18 protein-coding genes and 1 pseudogene are annotated in these 21,161 nt (G+C 69.1%); 12 read left to right on the top strand and 7 right to left on the bottom strand.

What is annotated here, in order from left to right; genetic code table 11:
- The 3 genes from CJ010_RS18570 to CJ010_RS18580 form a co-directional block, all read right to left on the bottom strand.
- The gene (locus tag CJ010_RS18570) at positions 1-927 is read right to left on the bottom strand and encodes a chromate resistance protein ChrB domain-containing protein (RefSeq protein ID WP_141019427.1); all 927 of its coding nucleotides are present in this window, start codon (positions 925-927) and stop codon (positions 1-3) included.
- A 55-nt stretch (positions 928-982) separates the two neighbouring features.
- A complete protein-coding gene (locus CJ010_RS18575) occupies positions 983-1,669 on the bottom strand; it encodes a pirin family protein (protein WP_141019428.1) in 687 nt (228 codons plus the stop codon).
- 87 nt (positions 1,670-1,756) lie between these two features.
- Entirely contained in the window at positions 1,757-2,215 is a 459-nt protein-coding gene (locus CJ010_RS18580) for a DoxX family protein (RefSeq protein ID WP_141019429.1), read from the bottom strand.
- A 117-nt stretch (positions 2,216-2,332) separates the two neighbouring features.
- Between CJ010_RS18580 and CJ010_RS18585 the strand changes: the two genes are divergently transcribed.
- Positions 2,333-3,274: a LysR substrate-binding domain-containing protein gene (locus CJ010_RS18585; RefSeq protein WP_141019430.1), complete on the top strand. Its 942-nt coding sequence runs from the start codon at positions 2,333-2,335 to the stop codon at positions 3,272-3,274.
- Positions 3,275-3,390: 116 nt separating this feature from the next.
- On the top strand, positions 3,391-3,990 hold the full coding sequence (gene wrbA, locus CJ010_RS18590) for an NAD(P)H:quinone oxidoreductase (protein WP_141019431.1): 600 nt from the start codon (positions 3,391-3,393) through the stop codon (positions 3,988-3,990).
- An 87-nt stretch (positions 3,991-4,077) separates the two neighbouring features.
- Here wrbA and CJ010_RS18595 read toward each other — a convergent pair whose 3' ends face one another.
- The 3 genes from CJ010_RS18595 to CJ010_RS18605 are packed head-to-tail and all read right to left on the bottom strand — an operon-like array spanning position 4,078 to position 6,974.
- Positions 4,078-4,935, bottom strand: a complete 858-nt coding sequence (locus CJ010_RS18595; protein WP_205754817.1) for a cache domain-containing protein — start codon at positions 4,933-4,935, stop codon at positions 4,078-4,080.
- Positions 4,936-4,993: 58 nt separating this feature from the next.
- The gene (locus CJ010_RS18600; RefSeq protein WP_205754818.1) at positions 4,994-5,641 is read right to left on the bottom strand and encodes a response regulator transcription factor; all 648 of its coding nucleotides are present in this window, start codon (positions 5,639-5,641) and stop codon (positions 4,994-4,996) included.
- Positions 5,616-6,974, bottom strand: coding sequence for a histidine kinase (locus CJ010_RS18605; protein WP_141019432.1), 1,359 nt, complete (start codon positions 6,972-6,974; stop codon positions 5,616-5,618). The genes CJ010_RS18600 and CJ010_RS18605 overlap by 26 nt, the downstream gene beginning before the upstream one ends.
- 201 nt (positions 6,975-7,175) lie before the next feature.
- On the opposite strand from CJ010_RS18605, the gene CJ010_RS18610 reads away from it, so the two are divergent.
- The 3 genes from CJ010_RS18610 to CJ010_RS18620 all read left to right on the top strand — a co-directional run bounded on the left by CJ010_RS18610 (position 7,176) and on the right by CJ010_RS18620 (position 10,254).
- Positions 7,176-9,053 carry a methanol/ethanol family PQQ-dependent dehydrogenase gene (locus CJ010_RS18610; protein WP_141019433.1) on the top strand — a complete coding sequence of 626 codons (1,878 nt, stop codon included), beginning with the start codon at positions 7,176-7,178 and terminating at the stop codon, positions 9,051-9,053.
- Positions 9,054-9,154: 101 nt separating this feature from the next.
- Positions 9,155-9,742 carry a pentapeptide repeat-containing protein gene (locus CJ010_RS18615; RefSeq protein ID WP_141019434.1) on the top strand — a complete coding sequence of 196 codons (588 nt, stop codon included), beginning with the start codon at positions 9,155-9,157 and terminating at the stop codon, positions 9,740-9,742.
- A gap of 5 nt (positions 9,743-9,747) precedes the next feature.
- Positions 9,748-10,254 (top strand): c-type cytochrome, encoded by a 507-nt coding sequence (locus CJ010_RS18620; RefSeq protein ID WP_141019435.1) that lies wholly within the window; start codon positions 9,748-9,750, stop codon positions 10,252-10,254.
- A 115-nt stretch (positions 10,255-10,369) separates the two neighbouring features.
- On the opposite strand, the gene CJ010_RS18625 is transcribed toward CJ010_RS18620, so the two are convergent.
- Complete coding sequence (locus tag CJ010_RS18625; protein ID WP_141019436.1) at positions 10,370-12,157, bottom strand: PQQ-dependent methanol/ethanol family dehydrogenase; 1,788 nt, start codon at positions 12,155-12,157, stop codon at positions 10,370-10,372.
- Positions 12,158-12,462: 305 nt separating this feature from the next.
- On the opposite strand from CJ010_RS18625, the gene CJ010_RS18630 reads away from it, so the two are divergent.
- The 7 genes and pseudogenes from CJ010_RS18630 (at position 12,463) to CJ010_RS25735 (ending at position 21,137) form a co-directional block, all read left to right on the top strand.
- Positions 12,463-13,245, top strand: a complete 783-nt coding sequence (locus CJ010_RS18630) for a quinoprotein dehydrogenase-associated SoxYZ-like carrier (protein WP_141019437.1) — start codon at positions 12,463-12,465, stop codon at positions 13,243-13,245.
- Positions 13,242-14,243 (top strand): quinoprotein relay system zinc metallohydrolase 1, encoded by a 1,002-nt coding sequence (locus tag CJ010_RS18635; protein ID WP_141019438.1) that lies wholly within the window; start codon positions 13,242-13,244, stop codon positions 14,241-14,243. The genes CJ010_RS18630 and CJ010_RS18635 overlap by 4 nt, the downstream gene beginning before the upstream one ends.
- Positions 14,244-14,286: 43 nt before the next feature.
- On the top strand, positions 14,287-16,710 hold the full coding sequence (locus CJ010_RS18640) for a TonB-dependent receptor (RefSeq protein ID WP_141019439.1): 2,424 nt from the start codon (positions 14,287-14,289) through the stop codon (positions 16,708-16,710).
- 5 nt (positions 16,711-16,715) lie between these two features.
- Positions 16,716-18,146 (top strand): histidine kinase, encoded by a 1,431-nt coding sequence (locus CJ010_RS18645; RefSeq protein WP_141019440.1) that lies wholly within the window; start codon positions 16,716-16,718, stop codon positions 18,144-18,146.
- Complete coding sequence (locus CJ010_RS18650; protein ID WP_141019441.1) at positions 18,143-18,787, top strand: response regulator transcription factor; 645 nt, start codon at positions 18,143-18,145, stop codon at positions 18,785-18,787. Before CJ010_RS18645 ends, CJ010_RS18650 begins: the two co-directional genes overlap by 4 nt.
- A 322-nt stretch (positions 18,788-19,109) precedes the next feature.
- Positions 19,110-20,213, top strand: a pseudogene (locus CJ010_RS25730) (FIST signal transduction protein); the annotation flags it as partial.
- A 108-nt stretch (positions 20,214-20,321) separates the two neighbouring features.
- Positions 20,322-21,137 carry a methyl-accepting chemotaxis protein gene (locus CJ010_RS25735; protein ID WP_371415712.1) on the top strand — a complete coding sequence of 272 codons (816 nt, stop codon included), beginning with the start codon at positions 20,322-20,324 and terminating at the stop codon, positions 21,135-21,137.
- Positions 21,138-21,161: the final 24 nt, after the last annotated feature.

Raw genomic sequence — 21,161 nt, forward strand, 5'->3', positions numbered from 1 at the left:
TCAGCTTGCATCCGTTTCGAAAGCGGCCACCAGACCGTCGAACACGACGGCAGCGGCGGCGCACAGGTGATTGTCGTCATCGAGTGTTGCGCGCAATCCGGCGAGCACCCGCTCGACGCCGCTCGCCTCGGGCGGCTGCACGCCGCCGACGTCGAGGAAATGCACCAGCGCGCCCACCCGCAGCAGCGCGGGCGATTCCAGGGCGAAGCTGGCGAGCAGGGTCTCGAAGCTGACGCGCGCGCCAACGTGGCTGAAGGCGGCGCCGTCGAAGTCGAAGCCGAGCGCATCGGGCGGGCAGTCGGCAGGATCGTCCAACCAAAGGAAGCGGGCGTCGGGGTCGATGTCGCGGCGGATCAGCCAGGCACAGGCGAGACGATCCACCCAGGGGCGGGCGCGGGTTGCCCAGCTGCGGCCGCGGTATTCGGCCAGCGCGAGGCGGGGGATGGTGCCGGCTGCGGCATGGGGCTCGCCGGGTGACAACGCGCGCTGCAGCTCGGCGTCTAGCTCGGCAAGTGCTGCCTCGGCCTGACGGCGGGCCTCGCCGGGGAAGAAGTCGATGGCGGCGAGCTGGTCCAGACTCTTGCGCAGCTTGCGCAGCTGGCGGGGGCCGTCGCCGGCGCTGGCCGTGGTGAGCGCCGCACGGCAGGCGGCAATCTCGCCCAGCAGGGTGCCGTATTCGGCGCTGCGGTCGAACAGCGGCGCGAAATCGCTGTCGCCTTCGCAGCTCAACAGGTGGGCGGAGCCGCCCTGCTCGCGCACTTCGTCGGCGATCCGTGTCAGCGTGTCGCGGGTGGCATCGCGCTGCGGCAGCAGATATACGCCGTCGCGCAGCACCGCGGCGCCGCAGGCCCGCAGCGCGCGCCAGGCGCGCATGCGGGCATTGGCGTTATCGGAAGGCAGGGAAAGAATCAGCGTCAGCCAGATCATTCGTAGAGCTTAGTGCAAAATATGCAACAAGCTCTACATATTTATTCCGACGACCTCAGGGCAGGTCGAACAGCAGCGCCTCCGCCCCGGCTCCCCCGCTCAGCTGCAGCTCGGCCTCGGCGGTGATGGTGGCACCGTCGCCGGCCACGAGCGAGATGCCGTTCACCGTGACCCCGCCGCGCGCCACCTGCAGGTAGTAGCTGCGTCCCGGCGTCGGAGCGAAGCCGAGCGGCTCGCCGTCGAAGCGCGCCAGCCACACCCGCGCGTCCTGGTGGATGCGCAGCGAACCGTCGTAGCCGTCGGGCGATACCACCAGGCTCAGGCCGCGCAGTGCCGAGACATCGTGCTGCTCGTAGCGCGGCTCGACGCCGCGGGTGTGAGGCTGTATCCAGATCTGCAGGAAGTGCAGGCCCTCGGTCGCCGACGGGTTGAACTCGCTATGGACGATGCCGGTGCCGGCGCTCATCACCTGCAGCTCGCCGGCGTTCAGCCGGCTGTGCGAGCCCAGACTGTCCTTGTGCTCGATGCTGCCTTCCAGCACATAGCTGATGATTTCCATGTCGCGGTGCGGATGGGCGCCGAAGCCGGCGCCGGGCACCACGCGGTCGTCGTTGATCACCCGCAGCGCGGACACGCCCATGTAGCGCGGATCGTGATAGCTGCCGAAGGAAAAGGTGTGGTGACTGTCCAGCCAGCCGAACTCGGCATGGCCGCGCGTGTCGGCCTTGCGAACCTGAATCATGGTCTGCTCCTGAGGGGGGCGGGGAGCGGATGCTCCCCGCTGGATGGGGTCGGGCGCGTCCCTGCGGGACGGCCCGGTGATGCGTGTTCAGCGCTTGCCGGTCGCGGTGTCGCCGGCGATCAGCTTGTCGACCGAGGCGCTGCCGGCACCGCTGAACAGCAGCGACACCGATACCGCGAGCAGCGCCAGCCCGAACTCGTAGCCGTTGTTGCTCATGAAGAGGCCGTTCTTGATATGCACGCTGAGGATGGCCACCACCATCGCCACCGACAGGGCCAGCGCGGCGGGCCGTACCAGCAGGCCGACGAGCAGCGCGAGGCCGCCGAAGAACTCGGCGCTGCCGGCCATCAGGGCCATCAGGTAGCCGGGCGCCAGGCCGATCGAGGCCATCCACTGGCCGGTGCCTTCGAGGCCGTAGCCGCCGAACCAGCCGAAGAGCTTCTGCGCGCCGTGCGCCATGAAGATGATGCCGATGGGAATGCGCAGCGCCAGTGCGCCCAGGCCGGCGTTGGTGGCAGTGATCCGCTTGATCAGGTTGGTGCTCATGGTATCTCTCCGTTGTGAATTTGGATCAGTCTCGATGACTGGTGATTCGATGATAGATACCGGCATCGGAAAAAAATAACGGAGAATATCGATGTGACTGTTCAAAATAGTTGAACCATGATCTCACCCATCACCCTCGATGCCCTGCGCGTACTCGATGCCATCGACCGCAAGCACAGTTTCGCCGCCGCCGCCGAAGCGCTGTTCCGGGTGCCGTCCGCGGTGTCCTACACCATCAGCAAGCTCGAAGAAGACCTCGGCGTCGCCCTCTTCGACCGCAGCAAGCGCCGCGCGGTGCTCACCCCGGCCGGCCGGCTGGTGCTGGAACAGGGACGCCACATCCTCACCGCCACCGACGAGCTCACCCGCATGGTCCAGACAGCCGCCGAAGGCTGGGAGCTGGAGCTGCGCATCGCGGTGGACAGCGTGCTCGACTTTGCGCCGGTGTATGCGCTGGTGGCGGAATTCCAGGCGCTGCAGCACCGCACCGAACTGCTGCTGAGCGAGGAAGTGCTGGGCGGCAGCTGGGACGCGCTCAATTCGCAGCGCTGCGACCTGGTGATAGGCGCGGCCGGCGAGGCCATACCCGGCGGCATCGTCACCCAGGCGCTCGGCGAGGTCGATTTCGTCTTCGCGGTCGCCATCGACCATCCGCTGCGCATGCAACCGCTGCCGCTCTCCGCCGAGGTCATACGCAGCTACCCGACGGTCGTGGTGGCCGACAGTTCGCGCTACCTGCCCGCCCGCTCCACCGGCCTGCTCGACGGCCGCAGCCGGGTGGTGGTGCCATCCATCGCGAGCAAGATCGAGGCGCAGTGCCGCGGCCTGGGCGTCGGCTTCGTGCCGCGCCACCGCATCGACGCGGAATTGATCGACGGCCGGCTGCACATCCTGCCGCTGCAGGAGCCGCGCCCGCCGCAAGCGGTGTCGGTCGCCTGGCGCAGCGCCAACAAGGGCAAGGCGCTGCGCTGGTTCGTCGAGCGCCTGGCGCGGATGCGTTTCGACGGCCGGCGAGGCTTGGTGGACCGCGACGGCCCGCCCGCCACACCGCTGTCGTAAGCGCCGCGGCGGTGGTCTACGCTGAAACGTCGGCGCCGCCGCGGGCAGGCAACACCCATGGCATGCGATGGCGCCGGCCACGCCGCACATCCCCTTCAACAGCAAGGAGCGTCGTCATGGCCAAGGTTCTGGTGCTGTACCACTCGTCCTACGGACACGTCGAAACGATGGCGAATGCGGTCGCCGAAGGCGCACGCGCCGCCGGTGCCGAAGTGAGCGTCAAGCGGGTGCCGGAACTGGTGCCGGAAGAGATCATGCGCAAGGCCGGCATGAAGCTGGACCAGGCCGCACCCATCGCCACCGTGGAGGAACTGCCCGACTACGACGCCATCATCTTCGGCACGCCGACCCGCTTCGGCAACATGTGCGCGCAGATGCGCAACTTCCTCGACCAGACCGGCGGGCTGTGGTTTTCCGGCAAGCTCATCGGCAAGGTCGGCAGCGTATTCACCAGCACCGCCACCCAGCACGGCGGCCAGGAAACGACCATCACCAGCTTCCACACCACGCTGTTGCACCACGGCATGGTGATCGTCGGCCTGCCCTATTCCGAGAGCCGGCAGATGACGATGGACGAGATCACCGGCGGCAGCCCATACGGCGCCAGCACCATCGCCAAGGGCGACGGCTCGCGCCGGCCGAGCGAAAACGAGCTGGCGATGGCGCGCTTCCAGGGCGGCCATGTGGCGAAGATCGCGGCGAAGCTGGCGGGCTGAGCGGGCGGTTTCCTGCCCGGTGGAGGCAGGAGCCGCGGGGTTTTTGTCCCTCCCCTCGAAGGGGAGGGAGCAAGAAGCCCTCCTTCCTTACTCCAGATAGTGCCCCACCCCCACCAGCACCCCGCCCTCGCGCTTCACATAGCTGCGCTTCTTCTCCACTGCGTTGGTCACCGGGTTGCGCCACACGTAGTCCACCGTGGCGCTGCCACGCGCCTTGGACTTGGCGATCATGTCGCCGACGATGGCATGGCCTTCGGCATCGGCCAGCCCGCTGGCATCGCTGCCGGCGAGTTGCGGGTTCATGCCCATGGCCTCGAAGCGGCCGCTGGCCAGATCGACCATGAACACGTAGAGATCGTCGTGCACGAACTTGCCGCCGCGGTCGTTGAAGGCCGCCGCGGCCTTGGCCGTGCCTTCGTCGCGCACCAGCTTGACCGCCTCGTCCAGCATGCGGCGGGCATCGTCGGCGGTGGAGCGCGGCACCGAGTAGCCGACGCCGACCACGTAGTCGCCGACCTTGCGCACATAGCTCACCTTGGGCTCCACCTTGTTGGTGGCGCGGTTCAGCCAGACGTAGCGCACGCTGCCCTCGGGCGCGGCCTTGACGCTGTCCAGCATCTCGCGGAACAGCGGCTTGCCGGCGGCATCCACGGTGTCGATGACGTTAAGCCCGACCAGCGCCTCAGGCGCGGCGCCGCTGGCGTGGTAGGTACCCTTGTCGTCGAGCGCGAAGACGTAGAGATCCTTGCGCACGAACTGGCCCTTCTGGTTGTTGAAGGCGGCGAAGGCGCGCTCGGGGCCGTTGGCCTCCATGTACTTCACCGCCTGGTCGAACAGCGCGCGCGCCTCGCGCGGCGTGCTGCGGTCGGCGGCGGCCGCGTTCAGCGCAAGCCCGGCCGTGCACAGCGCGGCGAGCAGCATTCGGTAGCGGTTCGTGTGACTCATTTTCTTATCTCCAGCGTTACGGATGGGAACATCAACACACGCGCGCGTTCGGGTAGCCTCAGCACGTAGCCTCGGCCCCCAGATCGACCAGGCCGTGGCGCGCCGCCAGCCTGAGCAGTTTGAAATCGTTATCGGCATCCAGCTTCTGGCGGATGGCCGAAAGATGGTTGAGCACGGTCTTGTGGCTGAGGTGCATGCGGTCGGCGATCCAGGTGGCCGGTTCGCCGCTGGCAGCCATGCGCAGCACCTCGAACTCGCGCGGGGTCAGCCGCGTCAGCAACTGTTCGCCGTCGAGCGCCGCACTGGCCAGCGCCTGGGCGATATCGGGCGACAGCACGCGGCGCCCCGCCGCCACCGCGCGGATTGCATCCAGCATTTCGTCCGGCTCGCTACTCTTGGTGAGATAGCCGAGCGCCCCCGCACGCATCGCCTGGGTGGCGTAGCCCGGGTTGTCGTGCATGGACAGCACCAGCACCCGTAAGCCCGGCTCCCGCGCCAGCATACGGCGGATGGCCTCGATGCCGCTGGTCCCCCGCAGGCTGAGGTCGACCACCGCGACGTCGATGCCGCCGTCCACCACGCGGGCGTAGGCCTCGTCGGCGGTGGCGGCTTCGGCCACCACCTGCAGGCCGGGCTCGGCGTCGATCAGGCGGCGGTAGCCGGTACGCACCACCGCGTGGTCATCGAGCAACATGATGCGGATCATCCCCACGCTCCTCCTCGTTGCGGGTTGTCAGGCGCAGGCCGACGGTAAGTCCGCCGCCCGGCGTATCGTCGAGCATGAGCGCGCCGCCCGCCATCGCCGCACGCTCGCGCATGCCGAGCAGGCCGCCGCCGGGGCGGCGCAGGATCTCGCCCGCCCGACCGCAACCGTTGTCGGCAATGTGCAGCAGCAGTTCGCCACCCGTCTGGCCGAGTGCGATGTCGACGCGGCTGGCGCCGGCATGGCGCAGCACATTGGTCAGCGCCTCCTGCACGGTACGGTAAAGCGCGAGCCCGGCATCGGGCGGCAGCGGCGGCAGCCGGGCCGGCAGGGCGAGTCCGATAGCGATCTGCGGCGCCCGCTGGCGCCAGCCGGCGATCAGTTCTCGCAATGCGTCGAGCATGCCGAGGCCGTCCAGCCCGTGCGGCCGCAACTGGCGCAGCAGGCCGCGCACCTGGGTCGACATGCGGCCGGATTCGCCGCGAATGTCGCGCGCGCACTCGGCCAGTGCCGCCGGCTCGGCAGCTGCGGCATGGCGTTCGACGAAGGCGGCGGCCGCGCCGATGGCGGTGAGCGACTGGCCGAATTCGTCGTGCAGTTCGCGCGCGAGTTCGCGGCGCTCGGTTTCCTGCACCTCCATCAGGCTGCGGCCGAGGCGGCGTTCTGACGCGCGCGACTGCGCCAGGCTGTCGGCCAGCTGGTCGATGGCGTCGGCGATGCGGCTGAACTCCCTGAGACTGAACGGTGGCAGCTCCGCCCGTGGTTCGCCGCGCGCCAGCCGCGCCAGCCCGTCCTCGAGCGCCCGCACCGGCCTCAGCGCGCGGTCGGCCGCAAGCCACGCGGCCAGCACCGTTCCCGCGGCGAACAGCACCAGCACGCCGAGCAGGCGGGCCGCGTCGCGCAGGATCTCGCGCAGCTCGCTGAGCGGTTCGGCGCGGATCTCGATGACTGGGCCGTCGGGCCCGGCCAGCTCGATGCGGCGCGCCTGCCCGGCATCGGGCGCGGCCGGCAGCAGCCCGCCGGCCAGCGCCCGCAGCAGCGCCTCCGCGCCGGAAGGTGGCAGGTGTTGCAGCCCGGCAGCGGGCGATTGCTCCAAAACTGAACGATCCAGCCTCACCTGCACATGGCGCAGCTCGCCGGCGGAGAGCAGCCCGGCGATCTGCTCGGCACTGCCCGCCTGGCTGATGGCCAGCATCACGTCGGCCAGCCGTGCCGAGGCGACCATCTCCTCAGCCACGTCCTGCCTGAGGTTGAGCCCGACCACCAGGCAGGCGCCGGCCAGCAACGCCAGTGAAAAGCCCGATAGCCAGACGACCAGGCGCACCCGAAGATCCACTCCCGCCTCCATCCCATTCCTGTTTGACGTCATATGACGCAAAGCACGTGCCATCCCGGATCGCTCGGGAGGATTTCCCGGCTTCACGGTTCCGCCCTCCCGCGACCCGGCCGGCGGACGGCCGCGATACTGCGTTCGCCATCCGGAGTCCCGGCCACCGCCCGCCTCCGGCGCCAATCACACAGGAGGCAAGGAGCCAAAATGAGAACCAAGCAACCCGCAACCCAACTGCGCGCCGTCGTCGCCCTGGTCGCAGCCGCGCTGGCACTGCCGGCGGCGGCGGCCACCAGCGTCAGCTGGGACGACATCGCCAACGACGACAAGACCACCGGCGACGTGCTGTCCTACGGCCTCGGCCTCAAGGCCCAGCGCCACAGCACGCTCAAGCAGGTGAACACGAAGAACGTCGCCGGCCTGGTACCGGCCTGGACCTTCTCCTTCGGCGGCGAGAAGCAGCGCGGCCAGGAAGGCCAGGTGCTGGTACACGACGGCGTGATCTACGCCACCGCCTCCTATTCCCGCTTCTTCGCCATCGACGCCCGCAGCGGCAAGCGCCTGTGGGAGTACGAGCACCGCCTGCCCGACGACATCCGTCCCTGCTGCGACGTGGTGAACCGCGGCCCGGCCATCTACGGCGACAAGGTCTTCTTCGGCACGCTGGACGCTTCCATCGTGGCCCTCGACAAGGCCACCGGCAAGGTCGCGTGGAAGAAGAAGTTCGCCGACCACAAGGTGGGCTATACCATGACCGGCGCGCCCTTCATCGTGAAGGACCAGAAGAGCGGCAGGATCCTGCTAGTGCACGGCTCGTCCGGCGACGAGTTCGGCGTGGTCGGCTGGCTGTATGCGCGCGACCCGGACACCGGCGAGGAAGTGTGGGCGCGGCCGCTGGTCGAAGGCCACATGGGCCGGCTGGCCGGCAAGGACAGCACGACGACCGGCGACGCCAAGGCGCCGTCCTGGCCGAACGATCCGAATTCCCCCACCGGCAAGGTCGAGGCCTGGAGCCACGGCGGCGGCGCCCCCTGGCAGACCGCCAGCTTCGACGCCGAGAACAACACCATCGTCATCGGTGCCGGCAATCCCGCGCCGTGGAACACCTGGAAGCGCACCGCGCAGGGCGACGATCCGCAGAACTGGGACAACCTCTTCACCTCCGGCCAGGCCTATGTGGACGCCAGCACCGGCGAGCTGAAGGGCTTCTACCAGCACACGCCGAACGATGCCTGGGACTTCTCCGGCAACAACTCCATCATCCTGTTCGAGTACAAGGACCCGAAGACCGGCAAGCAGGTGAAGGCCTCGGCGCATGCCGACCGCAACGGCTTCTTCTTCGTCACCGACCGCGACAAGCTTGCCAATGGCGCCGGCTACCCCAACAAGCCGACCTCGCTGATCGGCGCCTGGCCCTTCGTCGACGGCATCACCTGGGCGTCGGGCTTCGACCTCAAGACCGGCAAGCCGATCGAGAAGGGCAACCGGCCGCCGGCGCCGAAGGAAGGCGCCGACAAGGGCGACTCGGTGTTCGTGTCGCCGCCCTTCCTCGGCGGCACCAACTGGCATCCGATGTCCTACAGCCCGGACACCGGCCTGTTCTACATCCCGGCCAACCACTGGGCGATGGACTACTGGACCGAGCACCTGACCTACAAGGCCGGCTCCGCCTATCTCGGCCAGGGCTTCCGCATCAAGAAGCTGTTCGAGGACCACGTCGGCATCCTGCGTGCGATCGACCCGAAGAGCGGCAAGATCGCCTGGGAGCACAAGGAGAAGTTCCCGCTGTGGGCAGGCACGCTGACCACCGCCGGCGGGCTGATCTTCACCGGCACCTCGGACGGCTACGTCAAGGCCTTCGACGCCAAGAACGGCAAGGAGCTGTGGAAGTTCCAGACCGGCTCCGGCGTGGTCTCGGTGCCGGTGACCTGGGAGATGGACGGCGAGCAGTACATCGGCATCCAGTCCGGCTACGGCGGCGCAGTGCCGCTGTGGGGCGGCGACCTGGCCGACCTCACCAAGCAGGTCACCCAGGGCGGTTCGATGTGGGTGTTCAAGCTGCCCAGGCAGGTGGCCAGCCGCTGAGCCCAACCCGTCCCGGTCCGGCGGCAGCGCCGGGCCGGTTCCCGCCACACGCCCGTACCGGCCGCAACACCGCCGGCGCGGGCCAGCCCGCCCCCTTCGCCATGCTGACTCCACGCTTGCGCCACACCCTTGCCGCCCTTGCCGCACTGTCGGCCTGCGCCGGGACGCACGCCGCCGGCACGCCGGAAGAACCGCTGGTGGTCAACGGCTGCCCGATCTGGCCCTACACCCGCTGCGCCGGCGCCGACCTGCGCCACGCCGACCTGTCCGGCAAGAACCTGGCCGGTGCCGACTTTTCCGGTGCCGACCTCAGCCGCGCCGACCTGCGCGGCGCCAATCTCGCCGGTACCAACTTCGACGGCGCCAACCTCACCGCCGCCCGCCTCAACAAGGCGAGCGCGCCCGCGGCGACCTTTCGCAAGGCGAGGCTGGTGGCCGCCGACTTCGAGTTCGCCCGGCTGATGCGTGCCGATTTTTCCGGTGCCAACCTCACCGCCGCCAATCTCGAGATGGCGCGGGTGAACTTCGCCTGGTTCAAGGGTGCGCGCCTGGTGAGCGCCAACCTGCAGGAGGCCAAGTTCGTCACGGCCAACCTGCAGGACGCAGAAATGGAGGGCAATGTGCTGCGCTATACGATCTTCCCGGATACCGCCTTCGAAGGCTGCCGGGGTTGCCCGGCTGGATGGTGAGCGTCATGCACGAATCGCCTTGCACACCTCGCCCGCGCGCCGTCGCGCAGCTGCAGGGCCGGCTCTGCAGCCTTGGCGCCCTGTTGCTGGCCCTGGCCGGCCAGGCCCATGCCATCGAAGCCCGCGCCCCGGACGTGGACATCTCCGCCCTGCCCGCGCAGCACGGCGAATGGCGCGAGGAAAACCCCTACCGCGGCAATCCGCTCGCCGCGGAGATCGGCCGAGCGGCCTTCAACCAGTCGTGCGCAAGCTGCCACGGTGCCGACGCCGACGGCCATGCCGCACCGGCCCCCGACCTGCGCCGGCTCGGCCGCAGCTGTGCCCGCATCCTCGACACAGACCTGCGCCAGCGCTGCACGCGCGACGTCGATCACTACTTCCGCAGCTCGGTGCAGAAGGGCAAGGTCAAGGTCGGCGTGGTGCACATGCCGGCCTGGGAAGGCGTGCTCGCACCCGAAGTGGTGTGGGCGATCCGCAGCTTCGTCGAAACCCGCCCGCCGGCGAAGGACTGAGGGCGCCGCCATGGACTGCCGCCTTACAGCCGACGAGTGCCGCAAAGAAAAAAGGCACGGATGCCATCGCACCCGTGCCCTGAAACGCAGCCGTGGAGGTCGGCCGCGCGATCGATCACATCTTGTGCAGCTTGAACACCCAGACCGAGCCGCCCTGCTCCAGGTAGTTCACGCGCTGGGCGACGTCGCCACCCCACAGCGGCACCGCACCGCCCCAGCCGGACACCACCGCAACGTACTGCTCGCCGCCGTCTTCCCAGGTGACCGGGGGCGCGACCACGCCGGAACCGGTCTGGAAGCTCCACAGCTCCTTGCCGGTCTTGGCGTCGAGCGCCTTGAGGAAGCCTTCCGGCGTGCCGTAGAAGGTCAGGCCACCGCCAGTGGTCATCGCGCCGCCCCACAGCGGAGCGAAGTTCTTGTTTTCCCAGACGATCTTGCCGGACACCGGATCGACCGCACGCAGCGCACCGATGTAGTCCTCGTTGAGCGGCTTGATGGTGAAGCCGGCGCCGAGGTAGGCCGCGCCCTTCTTGTAGGAGATGGGCTCGTTCCAGATGTCCATGCCCCACTCGTTGGCGGGCACGTAGAACAGGCCGGTCTGCGGGTTGTAGGCGATCTGCTGCTGGTTCTTGCCGCCGAGGAAGGAAGGCGCGGCGAACACCACCTCGCCCTTCTTGCCGTCGGCACCCTTGGACGGGTCGCCCGGACGGTTGGCGTCGTCATACACCGGACGGCCGGTCTTGAGGTCGATGCTCTTGGCCCAGGTGATCTTGTTCACGAAGGGGAAGGCATTGAGCAGCTTGCCGTTGGTACGGTCGAGCACGAAGAAGAAGCCGTTGCGGTCGGCCTTGCCGCCGGCCTTGATGACCTTGCCGTCCTTGCCCTTGTAGTCGAACGAAACGAATTCGTTCACGCCGTCGAAGTCCCAGCCGTCGTGCGGCGTGGTCTGGTAGTGCCAGGCGATCTTGCCGGTGTCGGGGTCGATCGCGACGGTGGCGGACGAGTACAGGTTGTCGCCGGGGCGCAGGTGACTGTTCCACGGTGCCGGGTTGCCGGTGCCGGCGAAGATCAGGTTGGTTTCGGGGTCGTAGGTGGCGCCCGCCCAGGTGGCCGCGCCGCCGGTCTTCCACAGGTCGCCCGGCCAGGTCTTGTTGGTGGTGCCGGAAACGCCATTCTCGACGGCCTTGCCTTCGGCGTCGTACTTGTAACCCATGTGGCCTTCGACCACCGGGCGCACCCAGATCTTCTTGCCGGTCTTGGCGTCGCGCGCCTCGATGCGACCGACCACGCCGAATTCGCCACCCGACACGCCGGAGATCACCATGCCCTTGACGATGATCGGGGCCGCGGTCATGGAATAGCCGGCGGCGTAGTCGTCGACCTTCTCCTTCCACACGACCTTGCCGGTGTCCTTGTTGAGCGCGACCAGCTGCGCATCCAGGGTACCGAAGATCACCAGGTTGTCGTACAGCGCGGCGCCGCGGTTGACCACGTCACAGCAGGGCATGATGCCGTCGGGCAGGCGGTGCTCGTACTTCCACAGCTTCTTGCCGGTCTTGACGTCGAGCGCAAAGATGCGGCTGTAGGAGGCGGTGACGAACATCTTGCCGTCGTGGATCAGCGGCTGCGATTCCTGGCCGCGCTGCTTCTCGCCGCCGAAGGAGAAGGACCATACCGGCACCAGGTTCTTGACGGTGTCGGTGTTGATCGCGGTGAGCGGGCTGTAGCGCTGGGCCTGCGTGCCCATGCCGAACGTGACGACCTCGCCGGTCGTGGTGGCGTCGTTCAGCACGTCCGCGTCGGTGACGTTGGCCGCGCCGGCGTGGGTGACACCCAGCGCCATGAGTGCTGCAGCAACGGCGGTCAGCACCACGCGTTTTGCGGGCTGTCGAGTCTTCTCCATTATTCCTCCTTGATGTCTCGGTAGTGTTTCGGTGATCGCGGTTGTTGGGAGCGAGTCGGCCCGGCGATCCCGGCACTTCTTCTGCAAAGGGCATGCCACGGCGCTGAGTGCGCAATTCGTTATAGCTCGGCCAGCGCCAGCGACAACTGTAGATGCCGACCTGTACCAAATGACGCCACCTGCTCCAAAAATGAACAGCACAATGCCGAACACCCCGATACAACGGGACACCGGCTGATGGCACGCTGCTTGCGTTTCTGTACATCAAGAAACGGCGCGACCAAGATCGCGCTTCGGAGGAGACCATGAAGCTGTTTGCTGCCCTTGCCGCGGCGGCGCTCACCCTGCTCGGACCGGGCATGGCGGGCGCCGCCGCACAGACCACGCCGCCCGCGCCCGACCCGCTCGGTTCGGCGCGCTGGACCGACATGAAGCGGGAGTTCTTCCGCGACGCCCGCGTCGAGTTCGACGCGCGGGTCAAGGTCAGCGGCCCCGACATCGCCGAAGATCCGCTCAACGTGCCGATCAGCGTGGATGCCTCGGCCCTGCCGGGCGTGGAAGAAGTGCTGGTGTTCGCCGACTTCAACCCCATCGTCAAGGCGTTGCGCTTCCTGCCGGCCAGTGCCCAGGCCAGCCTCGGCTTCCGCCTCAAGCTGCAGCAATCGACCCCGGTGCGGGCCGCGGCACGCACCGCCGACGGCGTGTGGCACGTCGGCGGTACCTGGGTCACCACCACCGGCGGCGGCTGTACCCTGCCCTCCACCGGTTCGGCCGCGCCGGAATGGCAGCAGCGCCTCAACGAAGTCTCGGGCCGTGTCTGGCCGCTGCTGCGCGGCGGCGAACGCCTGCGCCTGCGCGTGATCCATCCGATGGACACCGGCCTGGCTGCCAGCATCCCCATCTTCCACATCGAGGATCTGCTGGTGAGCGACGCCGCCGGCCGCAGGCTGATCGAGATCCAGCCCTACGCCCCGGTGGCCGAAAACCCCATCTTCACCATCGACCTGCCCGCCGGCGGCAGCGGGCCGCTGCGCATCAGCGGCCGCGACAACAACGGCAACCGCATCAAGGCCGAGGTGGCGCGATGAGCGCGCTGCACACCCTGCGCCGCGCCGTCGTCGGCACGCTCACCATCGCCGCGGCGGGTGCCGGCACCGCGCTCGCGCTGCACGCGGTGGCCGTGCCCGCTGCCGAACCCAAGGCCGCGGCCGCCTTCGACTACCAGTTGCAGCCGCGCCGCATCGCCGACGGCGTGTATGTGCTGGTCGGCCGGCGCGAGGACTTCTCCTTCGCCAACGGCGGCAACATCGTCAACACCGGCTTCATCGTCGGCGACACCGGTGTGGTGGTGATCGACACCGGCAGCTCCCGGCGCTACGGCGACCAGCTGCGGGCCGCCATCGCCCGCATCACCACACTGCCGGTGGTGCTGGTCATCAACACCCACCACCACCCCGACCACTTCCTCGGCAACCAGGGCTTTGATGCCGGCACGCTGGCCGCGCTGCCCGCGACCACCGCCGGCATCGTGTCCGAGGGCAAGGCCTTCACCGACAACATGTACCGCCTCAACGGCGACTGGATGCGCGACACCGAACCGGTTGCGCCGCAGCGCGCACTGCAGGCCGGCCCGCTCACCGTCGCCGGCCGCAACCTCGAACTGATCGCCGCCGACGGCCACACCGCCGCCGACCTCGCGGTGCTGGACCGCAGGAGCGGCGTACTGTTCGCCGGCGATCTCGTCTTCCACGACCGCGCACCGACCACGCCGCACGCCCACATCGGGCCCTGGCTGGCCGCGCTCGACCGCCTCGAAAAGCTCGGCTTCCGCCAGTTGGTGCCCGGCCACGGCGAGGTCGCCAGCGACGCCGGCCCGATCCGCCAGACCCGCCGCTACCTGCAGTGGCTGGCCGCGACCATCGCCGAGGGCGCGGGCAACGGCCTCGACATGCCCGAGATGCTCGCCCGCCCGCTGCCGGCCGAATTCGCCGGCATGGCGCTGGCAGACGTCGAGTACCGACGCAGCGTCACCCATCTCTTCCCGCAAGCAGAGCAGGCCGCACTGGAGGCGGCCGGACGGCGCTGAGCGCCGCCCGCGTTCACAGGCATCCTCCAGGAAATTTGCATCGATGAAACCCGACACCGTCCGCCGCCACGCCTTCACCCGCAGGCCACTGGCACTCGCCGTGGCTGCGCTCTTTCCGCTCGGCAGCGCCTTCGCCGCCGAGCCCGCCGTCGAAGCCACGCTGGCCCGCGTCGATGTCGTCGCCGTCGCCCCGCTGCCCGGCCTCGACCAGCCCCGCGACCGGGTGCCGTCCAATGTGCAGACCGCCGACGCCGCAGCGTTGCGCGCCAAGCAGAGCATCGCCCTGCCGGACTTCCTCGGCGACCGCCTGCCGGGGGTGAACATCAACGAAATCCAGGGCAATCCCTTCCAGCCCGACGTGAACTACCGCGGCTTCTCCGCCTCGCCGCTGCTCGGCACGCCGCAGGGCCTGTCGGTGTATCTGGACGGCGTGCGGGTGAACGAGCCTTTCGGCGATACGGTGAACTGGGACCTGATCCCGCAGCTGGCGCTCGACAGCGTGACCCTGCTGCCCGGCTCCAACCCGCTCTACGGGCTCAACACCCTGGGCGGTGCGCTGGCGCTGCGCACCAAGAACGGCTTCGACCATCCCGGCGGCGAAGCGCAGGTGATGTGGGGCTCGTTCGAGCGCCGCAGCCTGGAGGTGGAACACGGCGGCAGCCACGGCGACACCGGCTACTACGTCGCCGCCAACCTGTTCGAAGAGGACGGCTGGCGCGACCGCTCGCCCTCGGAAGTGCGCCAGTTCTTCGGCAAGCTCACCCAGCGCTTCGAGCGCGGCGAGCTCGACCTCACCCTGATGCACGCCGACACCGACCTCACCGGCAACGGCCTGGCGCCCGAATCCATGCTGGAGCGCCGCCGCCGCGAGATCTTCACCCACCCCGACAATACCCGTAACGACATGGGCATGGTCGCGCTGTCCGGCCGCTACTGGATAGACGAGCGCAACACGCTGTCGGCCTCGGTCTATCACCGCGAAACGCTGACCCGCACGCTCAACGGCGACGGCAACGACGACTTCGAGGAAGGCCCCAACGACGGCGACTGCGACCCGGGCGACTTCGACGCCGGCTCCGCCGAGGAGGCGCAGTGCGCCGCCGCCGGCGCTGCGGGCGGCCTCAATGCGGAGACCGGCGTGAACAACCGCACTCGCAACAAGCAGCGCGCGCGCGGCCTGGCCCTGCAGTGGAGCCACGAAGGCGAGCGCAACCAGTTCGCACTCGGCTTCAGCCACGACCGCAGCAACAGCCGCTTCACGCAGACCAGCCAGCTCGGCCTGCTCGACGCCAGCCGCGGCGTGATGCCCACCGACGACATCGAGCTGGAGAACAGCCTCGACGGCGAAACCCGCAGCAGCAGCGTCTATGTCGCCGACACCTTCGCGCTGACCCCGGCGCTGCACCTGACCGCTTCGGCGCGCTACAACCACACCCGCGTCATCAACAGCGACCGCCTCGACCCGACGCCGCCCAACCTCGACGGCGACTTCACCTACCGCAAGCTCAACCCGGCGCTGGGGCTGACCTGGCAGGCCAACGACCGCCTCACGGTGTACGGCGGCTACTCGCAGGGCAACCGGGCGCCCTCGCCGATAGAGCTCGGCTGCGCCGACCCGGCCAATCCCTGCACCCTGCCCAATGCGCTCGCCGCCGACCCCTTCCTCAAGCAGGTGGTCACCCGCACGTTCGAACTCGGGGTGCGCGGCGGCCTGCCCGGCCTGCTCGGCGACAGCCTGCGCTGGAATGCCGGCGTGTATCGCAGCGTCAATCACGACGACATCCTCTTCGTCGGCACCTCGACCAGCGCCGGCTACTTCACCAACTTCGGCCGCACCCGCCGCCAGGGCGCGGAGCTGGGGCTGTCCGGCAAGCACCGCGGCCTCGACTGGGCGCTCAACTACAACTACGTGCAGGCGACCTTCCAGTCCTCGGCCTGCATCCTGGCCGAGAACAACAGCTCGCGCGGCCAGTCGGCCGAATGCACCGACGAAGGCCAGGACGACGAGATCCTGGTGAAGCGCGGCGACCGCATGCCGGGCATCCCGGCGCACAGCCTCAAGCTGATGCTGTCGTGGCAGGCGACCGAAGCGTTGCGCGTGGGTGCCGACTTCGTCGCCTTCTCCTCGCAGTACGCCCGCGGCAACGAGAACAACCGCCACCGCGCGGGCGAGGTGACCGACGCCTTCGGCGAAACGCGCAATTTCGAAGGCAGCGGCAAGATCGCCGGCTACTCCGTACTCAACCTCAACGCCGACTACACGCTGGGCGGCGGCTGGACGCTGTTCGGCCGCATCAACAACGTCTTCGACCGCAAGTACTCGACGGGTGGCGCGCTGGCCGAGAACCCCTTCGACGCCGGCGGCACCTTCCAGACCGACTCCGGCGACTGGGCGCGCGAAACCTTCTACGCCCCCGGCGCGCCGCGCGCCGGCTGGGTCGGCCTGCGTTACCGCTGGGGAGCCTGACCGCCATGACCCGCCTGCCCAACCTGCGCCGCCCGGCGCCCAGCCTGCAAGCCCGCGTCAGCCTGGTGCTGTGCGGCCTGTTCGCCGCCCTGCTGCTGGTCGGCGCGCTCGAATGGGTGCGCGAGACGCGCAGCGCCATCCACGAGGAAACCGAGGCCGCCAGCCGGGTCGCCGGTCAGTGGCTGACGGTGCTGGCGCGCGAGACCGAGCGCGACCCGGCCCACGGCGGCGAGCGCCTGATGGCCTACCTGCGCGAAGTCGGCCGCCTGCGCGCCAACGTGGTCGAGGTGGTCGCCGCCGATGGCAGCACCCTTTACCGCTCACCCGCGCCCACCTACAAGGCCGGCCGCGACGCGCCCGCCTGGTTCGCCGCCCGGCTGACACCGGTACAGATGGAACGCCGCTTCGACGCCGGCGCGCAACAGCTGGTACTGCGCACCGACGCCTCGCGCTCGGTGCTCGACGCCTGGGACGAACTGGTGGCGATGTCGGGCTGGGCACTGGCCGCGCTGGCGCTGCTCGCCTTCGCCTGCCACCGCGCGCTGCGCCGCGCGCTGGCGCCGCTGCACGCGATCGACGTCGCGCTCGCCCGCGGTGCCGACGGCCACTTCGACCGCCGCCTGCCGACGCTGGCCGCGCCGGAACTCGACCGTCTGGCGCAAACCTACAACCGGCTGGCCGAACGGCTGGACGACACCCTGGCCGACAACCAGCGCCTGGAACAGGACCAGCGCTTCGCCCGCGCCATCCAGGCCCGGCTGGAAGAAGAGCGTCGCGCCATCGCCCGCGAGCTGCACGACGAACTTGCCCAGGGCATCACCGCGGTGCGCGCCATCGCCGGCGCCATCGGCCAGCGCAGCGAAGACCAGCCCGGCATCCACGGCAGCGCCCAGGCCATCGTCGCGATGACCGGCCAGATGCAGGACGGCGTGCGCGCCATCCTGCATCGCCTGCGCCCGCCCACCGTCGCCGAAGGCAGCCGCATCGACCAGGCGGTGATCAGTTGGTGCGCGCAGTGGGGCGCGCTCTACCCGCAGATCCGGGTCGAGTGTCGCGCCGAGGCGCCGCAAGGCGAGGTCAGCGACGGCGTGGCGCTGACGGTGCAGCGCCTGCTGCAGGAAAGCCTGACCAATGTCGCCCGCCACGCTGGCGCCAGCATGGTCGAAGTGCGGCTCGCCTGTGCCGCCGACGCCATCGAGCTGGCCGTCACCGACAACGGCCGCGGCCTCGTCGGTGCAGACGGCGACAAACCGCGCTTCGGGCTGACCGGCATGCACGAACGCGTGCTTGAACTGGGCGGCGAAATCCATTTCGAAGCTGCCCCGGCCGGCGGCCTGCGCGTACGCGCCCGCCTGCCGCTGGCGGCCACCGCAGCAAATGCCGGCTGCGCCACCGACAGCCGTCCCGGCCCGATGACCAAGGAGCTGCCCGCATGACCACCCTGGCCGACCTCCGCATCCTGCTCGCCGACGACCACGCCGTCGTCCGCATGGGTTTCCGCCTGCTGATCGAGGGCGCGGGCGCCTTCGTGGTCGGCGAGGCCGACAGCGGCGAAGCCGCCCTCGCCGCCTACACCGAACACCTGCCCGACGCGCTGGTGATGGACGTATCCATGCCGGGCATCGGCGGGCTGGGCGCGCTCGAACGGCTGCGCGCACGCCACCCGCATGCGCGGGTGCTGATGCTCTCCGCCCACGACGACACCCAGATCCCGGCGCGCGCACTGCAGGCCGGCGCCACCGGCTATCTCTCCAAGCGCGCCCACCCGGACGAGCTGCTGCGCGCGATCGGCGAAGTCGCCCACGGCCGCCGCTACCTCGACCCGGAGATCGCCCCGCGCCTGGCGCTGGCGCGGCTGGGCGGCAGCGAGCACCCGGCGGACGCACTGACCGGCAAGGAATTCAACGTCTTCCTCCAACTCGCGCGCGGCCGCTCGGTGGCCGAGGTGGCGGAAACGCTGAACCTGAGCACCAGCACGGTGGGCACCCACCTGTATCACATCAAGCAGAAGCTTAACGCGGGCAACGCGGCGGAACTGGCGCTGATCGCGGTACGGGCGGGGTTGGTGGAGGCTTGAGGGGGCGCCCCTGAAAAGAAACAGATGCGCAGACAACCGCCGCCGGGGTGGTGAGCCCCTTCCCCTTCAAGGAGGTGAAGCAGGGGTTTCGGCAAGCACTGCTTGCCGCCTGCTGAACGACGAAGCGAAGCGAAGGCTACCGGGCTGGGGTGGGGATGGGGTTGGCCGCGCACACTCCAGCCCCATCCCCCTCCCAGCCTCCCCCTTGAAGGGGGAGGAGAAAGAACCGCAACAACCATCAAGCCCGCCCCCCACCCTGCCGATAAACCACAAACGGGCGTAACACCGCCGCGGCCCCCGACCGCAGCGCAGGAGAAAGCACATGGGACTGTTCGGAAAACGCAGTGGCACCGCCGGTAGCGGTGTCGTCACCCTCCAGGCGCGCGCCGCCGATCTCGACACCGTGCTGGCGCGCGCGGCGATCAAGCCGACCTTCGTCGCCGCCTTCGTGTCGCCGCATGTGGACATCGACCGCGTCGCCGCCACACTCGGTAACCGCTTCCCCGGCGCGGCGCTCGCCCTGACCACCACCGCCGGCGAACTTTGCAGCGAAGGCGGCAGCCGGCTCTACTGCGACACCGGCAACCACTGGGACCGCGTCGTCGTGCAGTGCTTCGACGCCGGCATCGTCGCCCGCGCCGAAGTGGTGGCGATCCCGCTCGGCAGCGAGGACCTGCGCAGTGGCGGCAAGCCCGCCGATCTGCACGAGCGCATCGCGCGGCTCACCGCCAGCATCGCCAACACCCGGGTCGAGATGGACATCGACCACCGCGACACGCTCGCCTACGTGCTGTTCGACGGGCTGTCGGCGTCCGAATCCTTCTTCATGGAAGCGCTCTACGAATCCGGCCGCTTCCCCTGTCTGTTCGTCGGCGGCTCGGCGGGCGGCAAGCTCGATTTCGTCCGCACCGCGCTGCACGACGGCCGCCGCCAGCTGCAGAACCACGCCTTGGTCGTCTTCCTCAAAGCGGCGCGGGGCGCGCGCTTCGGCGTGTTCAAGAGCCAGAACTTCGAGCCCGCCGGGCTCTCCTTCCATGTGCTGCACGCCTCGCTGGAATGCCGCCACGTCGCCCAGGTGATCACCGCCAACGGCCGCATCCTGCCGATGGTGGATGCGCTGTGCGAGGCGCTGAAATGCCGCGCCGAAGAACTCGACCAGAAGCTCGGCGACTACTCCTTCGCCATCCGCGTCGGCCAGGAACTGTTCGTGCGCTCGATCTCGAAGATCGACCTGCAGACCCGGCTGGTGCACTTCTACTGCGACATCGCCTCCGGCGAAGAGATCGTGCTGGTGCGCCGCACCGGCTTCGTCGACAGCACCGAGCGTGACCTGCGCCGCTTCATGCAGGGCAAACCGGGGCTGCCGGTGGCCGGCATCATGAACGACTGCATCCTGCGCCGGCTCTACAACGAGCGCGAACTGGGCGGCATCGACCGCCTGGTGGCCGGCACCCAGATCGCCGGCTTTTCCACCTTCGGCGAAATCCTCGGCCTCAACCTCAACCAGACGCTGACCGCGGTGTTCTTCTTCAAGGTGGCCGCTGGCGAGCGCTTCGCCGACGAATACGTCGACAACTTCGTCGCCCACTACGGCGAATTCAAGGCCTTCTTCCTGCGCCGCCAGATCGGCAAGCTAGCCGGCCTGTCGCGGGTGATGCTGCAGCAGATCGAAGGCTACAAGGCCGAACGCTTCGACGAAACGCTGGACGCCGCCGACTTCGACGGCAGCTACGCCCCGGTGGTGCGCGGCCTCAACGACCTCGGCGCCACCCTCAAGCACAGCCACACACTGCGCCAGGCCACATCGCAACAGCTGGAAGCCTGCGCCACCGACCTCTATGCCTCGGTCGACGGCCTCACCCGCCAGCTTGGGGAACAGGAAGGCGTCATCGCCAACGCCGGCGCCACCGTCGGCGACCTCACCCGCCAGGCCGGCAGCGTCGCTGCCAGCGCCCGCGACCTGGCCGACGCCAGCGGCCGCATCCAGGGCGTGGTCCAGATCATCCAGCAGATCGCCGACCAGACCAACCTGCTCGCCCTCAACGCCGCCATCGAAGCCGCCCGCGCCGGCGAGGCGGGACGCGGTTTTGCGGTGGTGGCCGACGAGGTGCGCAAGCTGGCGGAGAAGTCACGGGTAAGCGCCGGCGAAATCGGCACCAGCATCTCCACGCTGGCCACCGACATCGGCCGGGTGGCGCAGTCGATCGAAGGACAGTCGGCGGACGTCGCGAATCTTTCAGGGATGCTGGAGGCGATCCAGGCGTTCAGCGGGCAGACGGCGGAATCGGCGGGGCATACGCGCAGCGTGGCGGATACGCTGAAAACGCTGACGCATGCGGGGGCGGACTGAGCAAGCGGCAGCTTCAGTCCGCCC

It is taken from the genome of Azoarcus sp. DD4 (assembly GCF_006496635.1).
Lineage (GTDB): Bacteria > Pseudomonadota > Gammaproteobacteria > Burkholderiales > Rhodocyclaceae > Azoarcus.

Excerpts from the sequence above, each read along its gene's own strand:
- CJ010_RS18650 (WP_141019441.1), top strand. The coding sequence starts at position 18,143 with ATGACCACCCTGGCCGACCTCCGCATCCTGCTCGCCGACGACCACGCC.
- CJ010_RS18635 (WP_141019438.1), top strand. The coding sequence starts at position 13,242 with ATGAGCGCGCTGCACACCCTGCGCCGCGCCGTCGTCGGCACGCTCACC.
- CJ010_RS18575 (WP_141019428.1), bottom strand. The coding sequence starts at position 1,669 with ATGATTCAGGTTCGCAAGGCCGACACGCGCGGCCATGCCGAGTTCGGC.
- CJ010_RS18620 (WP_141019435.1), top strand. The coding sequence starts at position 9,748 with ATGCACGAATCGCCTTGCACACCTCGCCCGCGCGCCGTCGCGCAGCTG.
- CJ010_RS18645 (WP_141019440.1), top strand. The coding sequence starts at position 16,716 with ATGACCCGCCTGCCCAACCTGCGCCGCCCGGCGCCCAGCCTGCAAGCC.
- CJ010_RS18625 (WP_141019436.1), bottom strand. The coding sequence starts at position 12,157 with ATGGAGAAGACTCGACAGCCCGCAAAACGCGTGGTGCTGACCGCCGTT.
- CJ010_RS18615 (WP_141019434.1), top strand. The coding sequence starts at position 9,155 with ATGCTGACTCCACGCTTGCGCCACACCCTTGCCGCCCTTGCCGCACTG.
- CJ010_RS18600 (WP_205754818.1), bottom strand. The coding sequence starts at position 5,641 with ATGATCCGCATCATGTTGCTCGATGACCACGCGGTGGTGCGTACCGGC.
- CJ010_RS18630 (WP_141019437.1), top strand. The coding sequence starts at position 12,463 with ATGAAGCTGTTTGCTGCCCTTGCCGCGGCGGCGCTCACCCTGCTCGGA.
- CJ010_RS18570 (WP_141019427.1), bottom strand. The coding sequence starts at position 927 with ATGATCTGGCTGACGCTGATTCTTTCCCTGCCTTCCGATAACGCCAAT.
- CJ010_RS18580 (WP_141019429.1), bottom strand. The coding sequence starts at position 2,215 with ATGAGCACCAACCTGATCAAGCGGATCACTGCCACCAACGCCGGCCTG.
- CJ010_RS18610 (WP_141019433.1), top strand. The coding sequence starts at position 7,176 with ATGAGAACCAAGCAACCCGCAACCCAACTGCGCGCCGTCGTCGCCCTG.
- CJ010_RS18640 (WP_141019439.1), top strand. The coding sequence starts at position 14,287 with ATGAAACCCGACACCGTCCGCCGCCACGCCTTCACCCGCAGGCCACTG.
- wrbA (WP_141019431.1), top strand. The coding sequence starts at position 3,391 with ATGGCCAAGGTTCTGGTGCTGTACCACTCGTCCTACGGACACGTCGAA.
- CJ010_RS18585 (WP_141019430.1), top strand. The coding sequence starts at position 2,333 with ATGATCTCACCCATCACCCTCGATGCCCTGCGCGTACTCGATGCCATC.
- CJ010_RS18595 (WP_205754817.1), bottom strand. The coding sequence starts at position 4,935 with ATGAGTCACACGAACCGCTACCGAATGCTGCTCGCCGCGCTGTGCACG.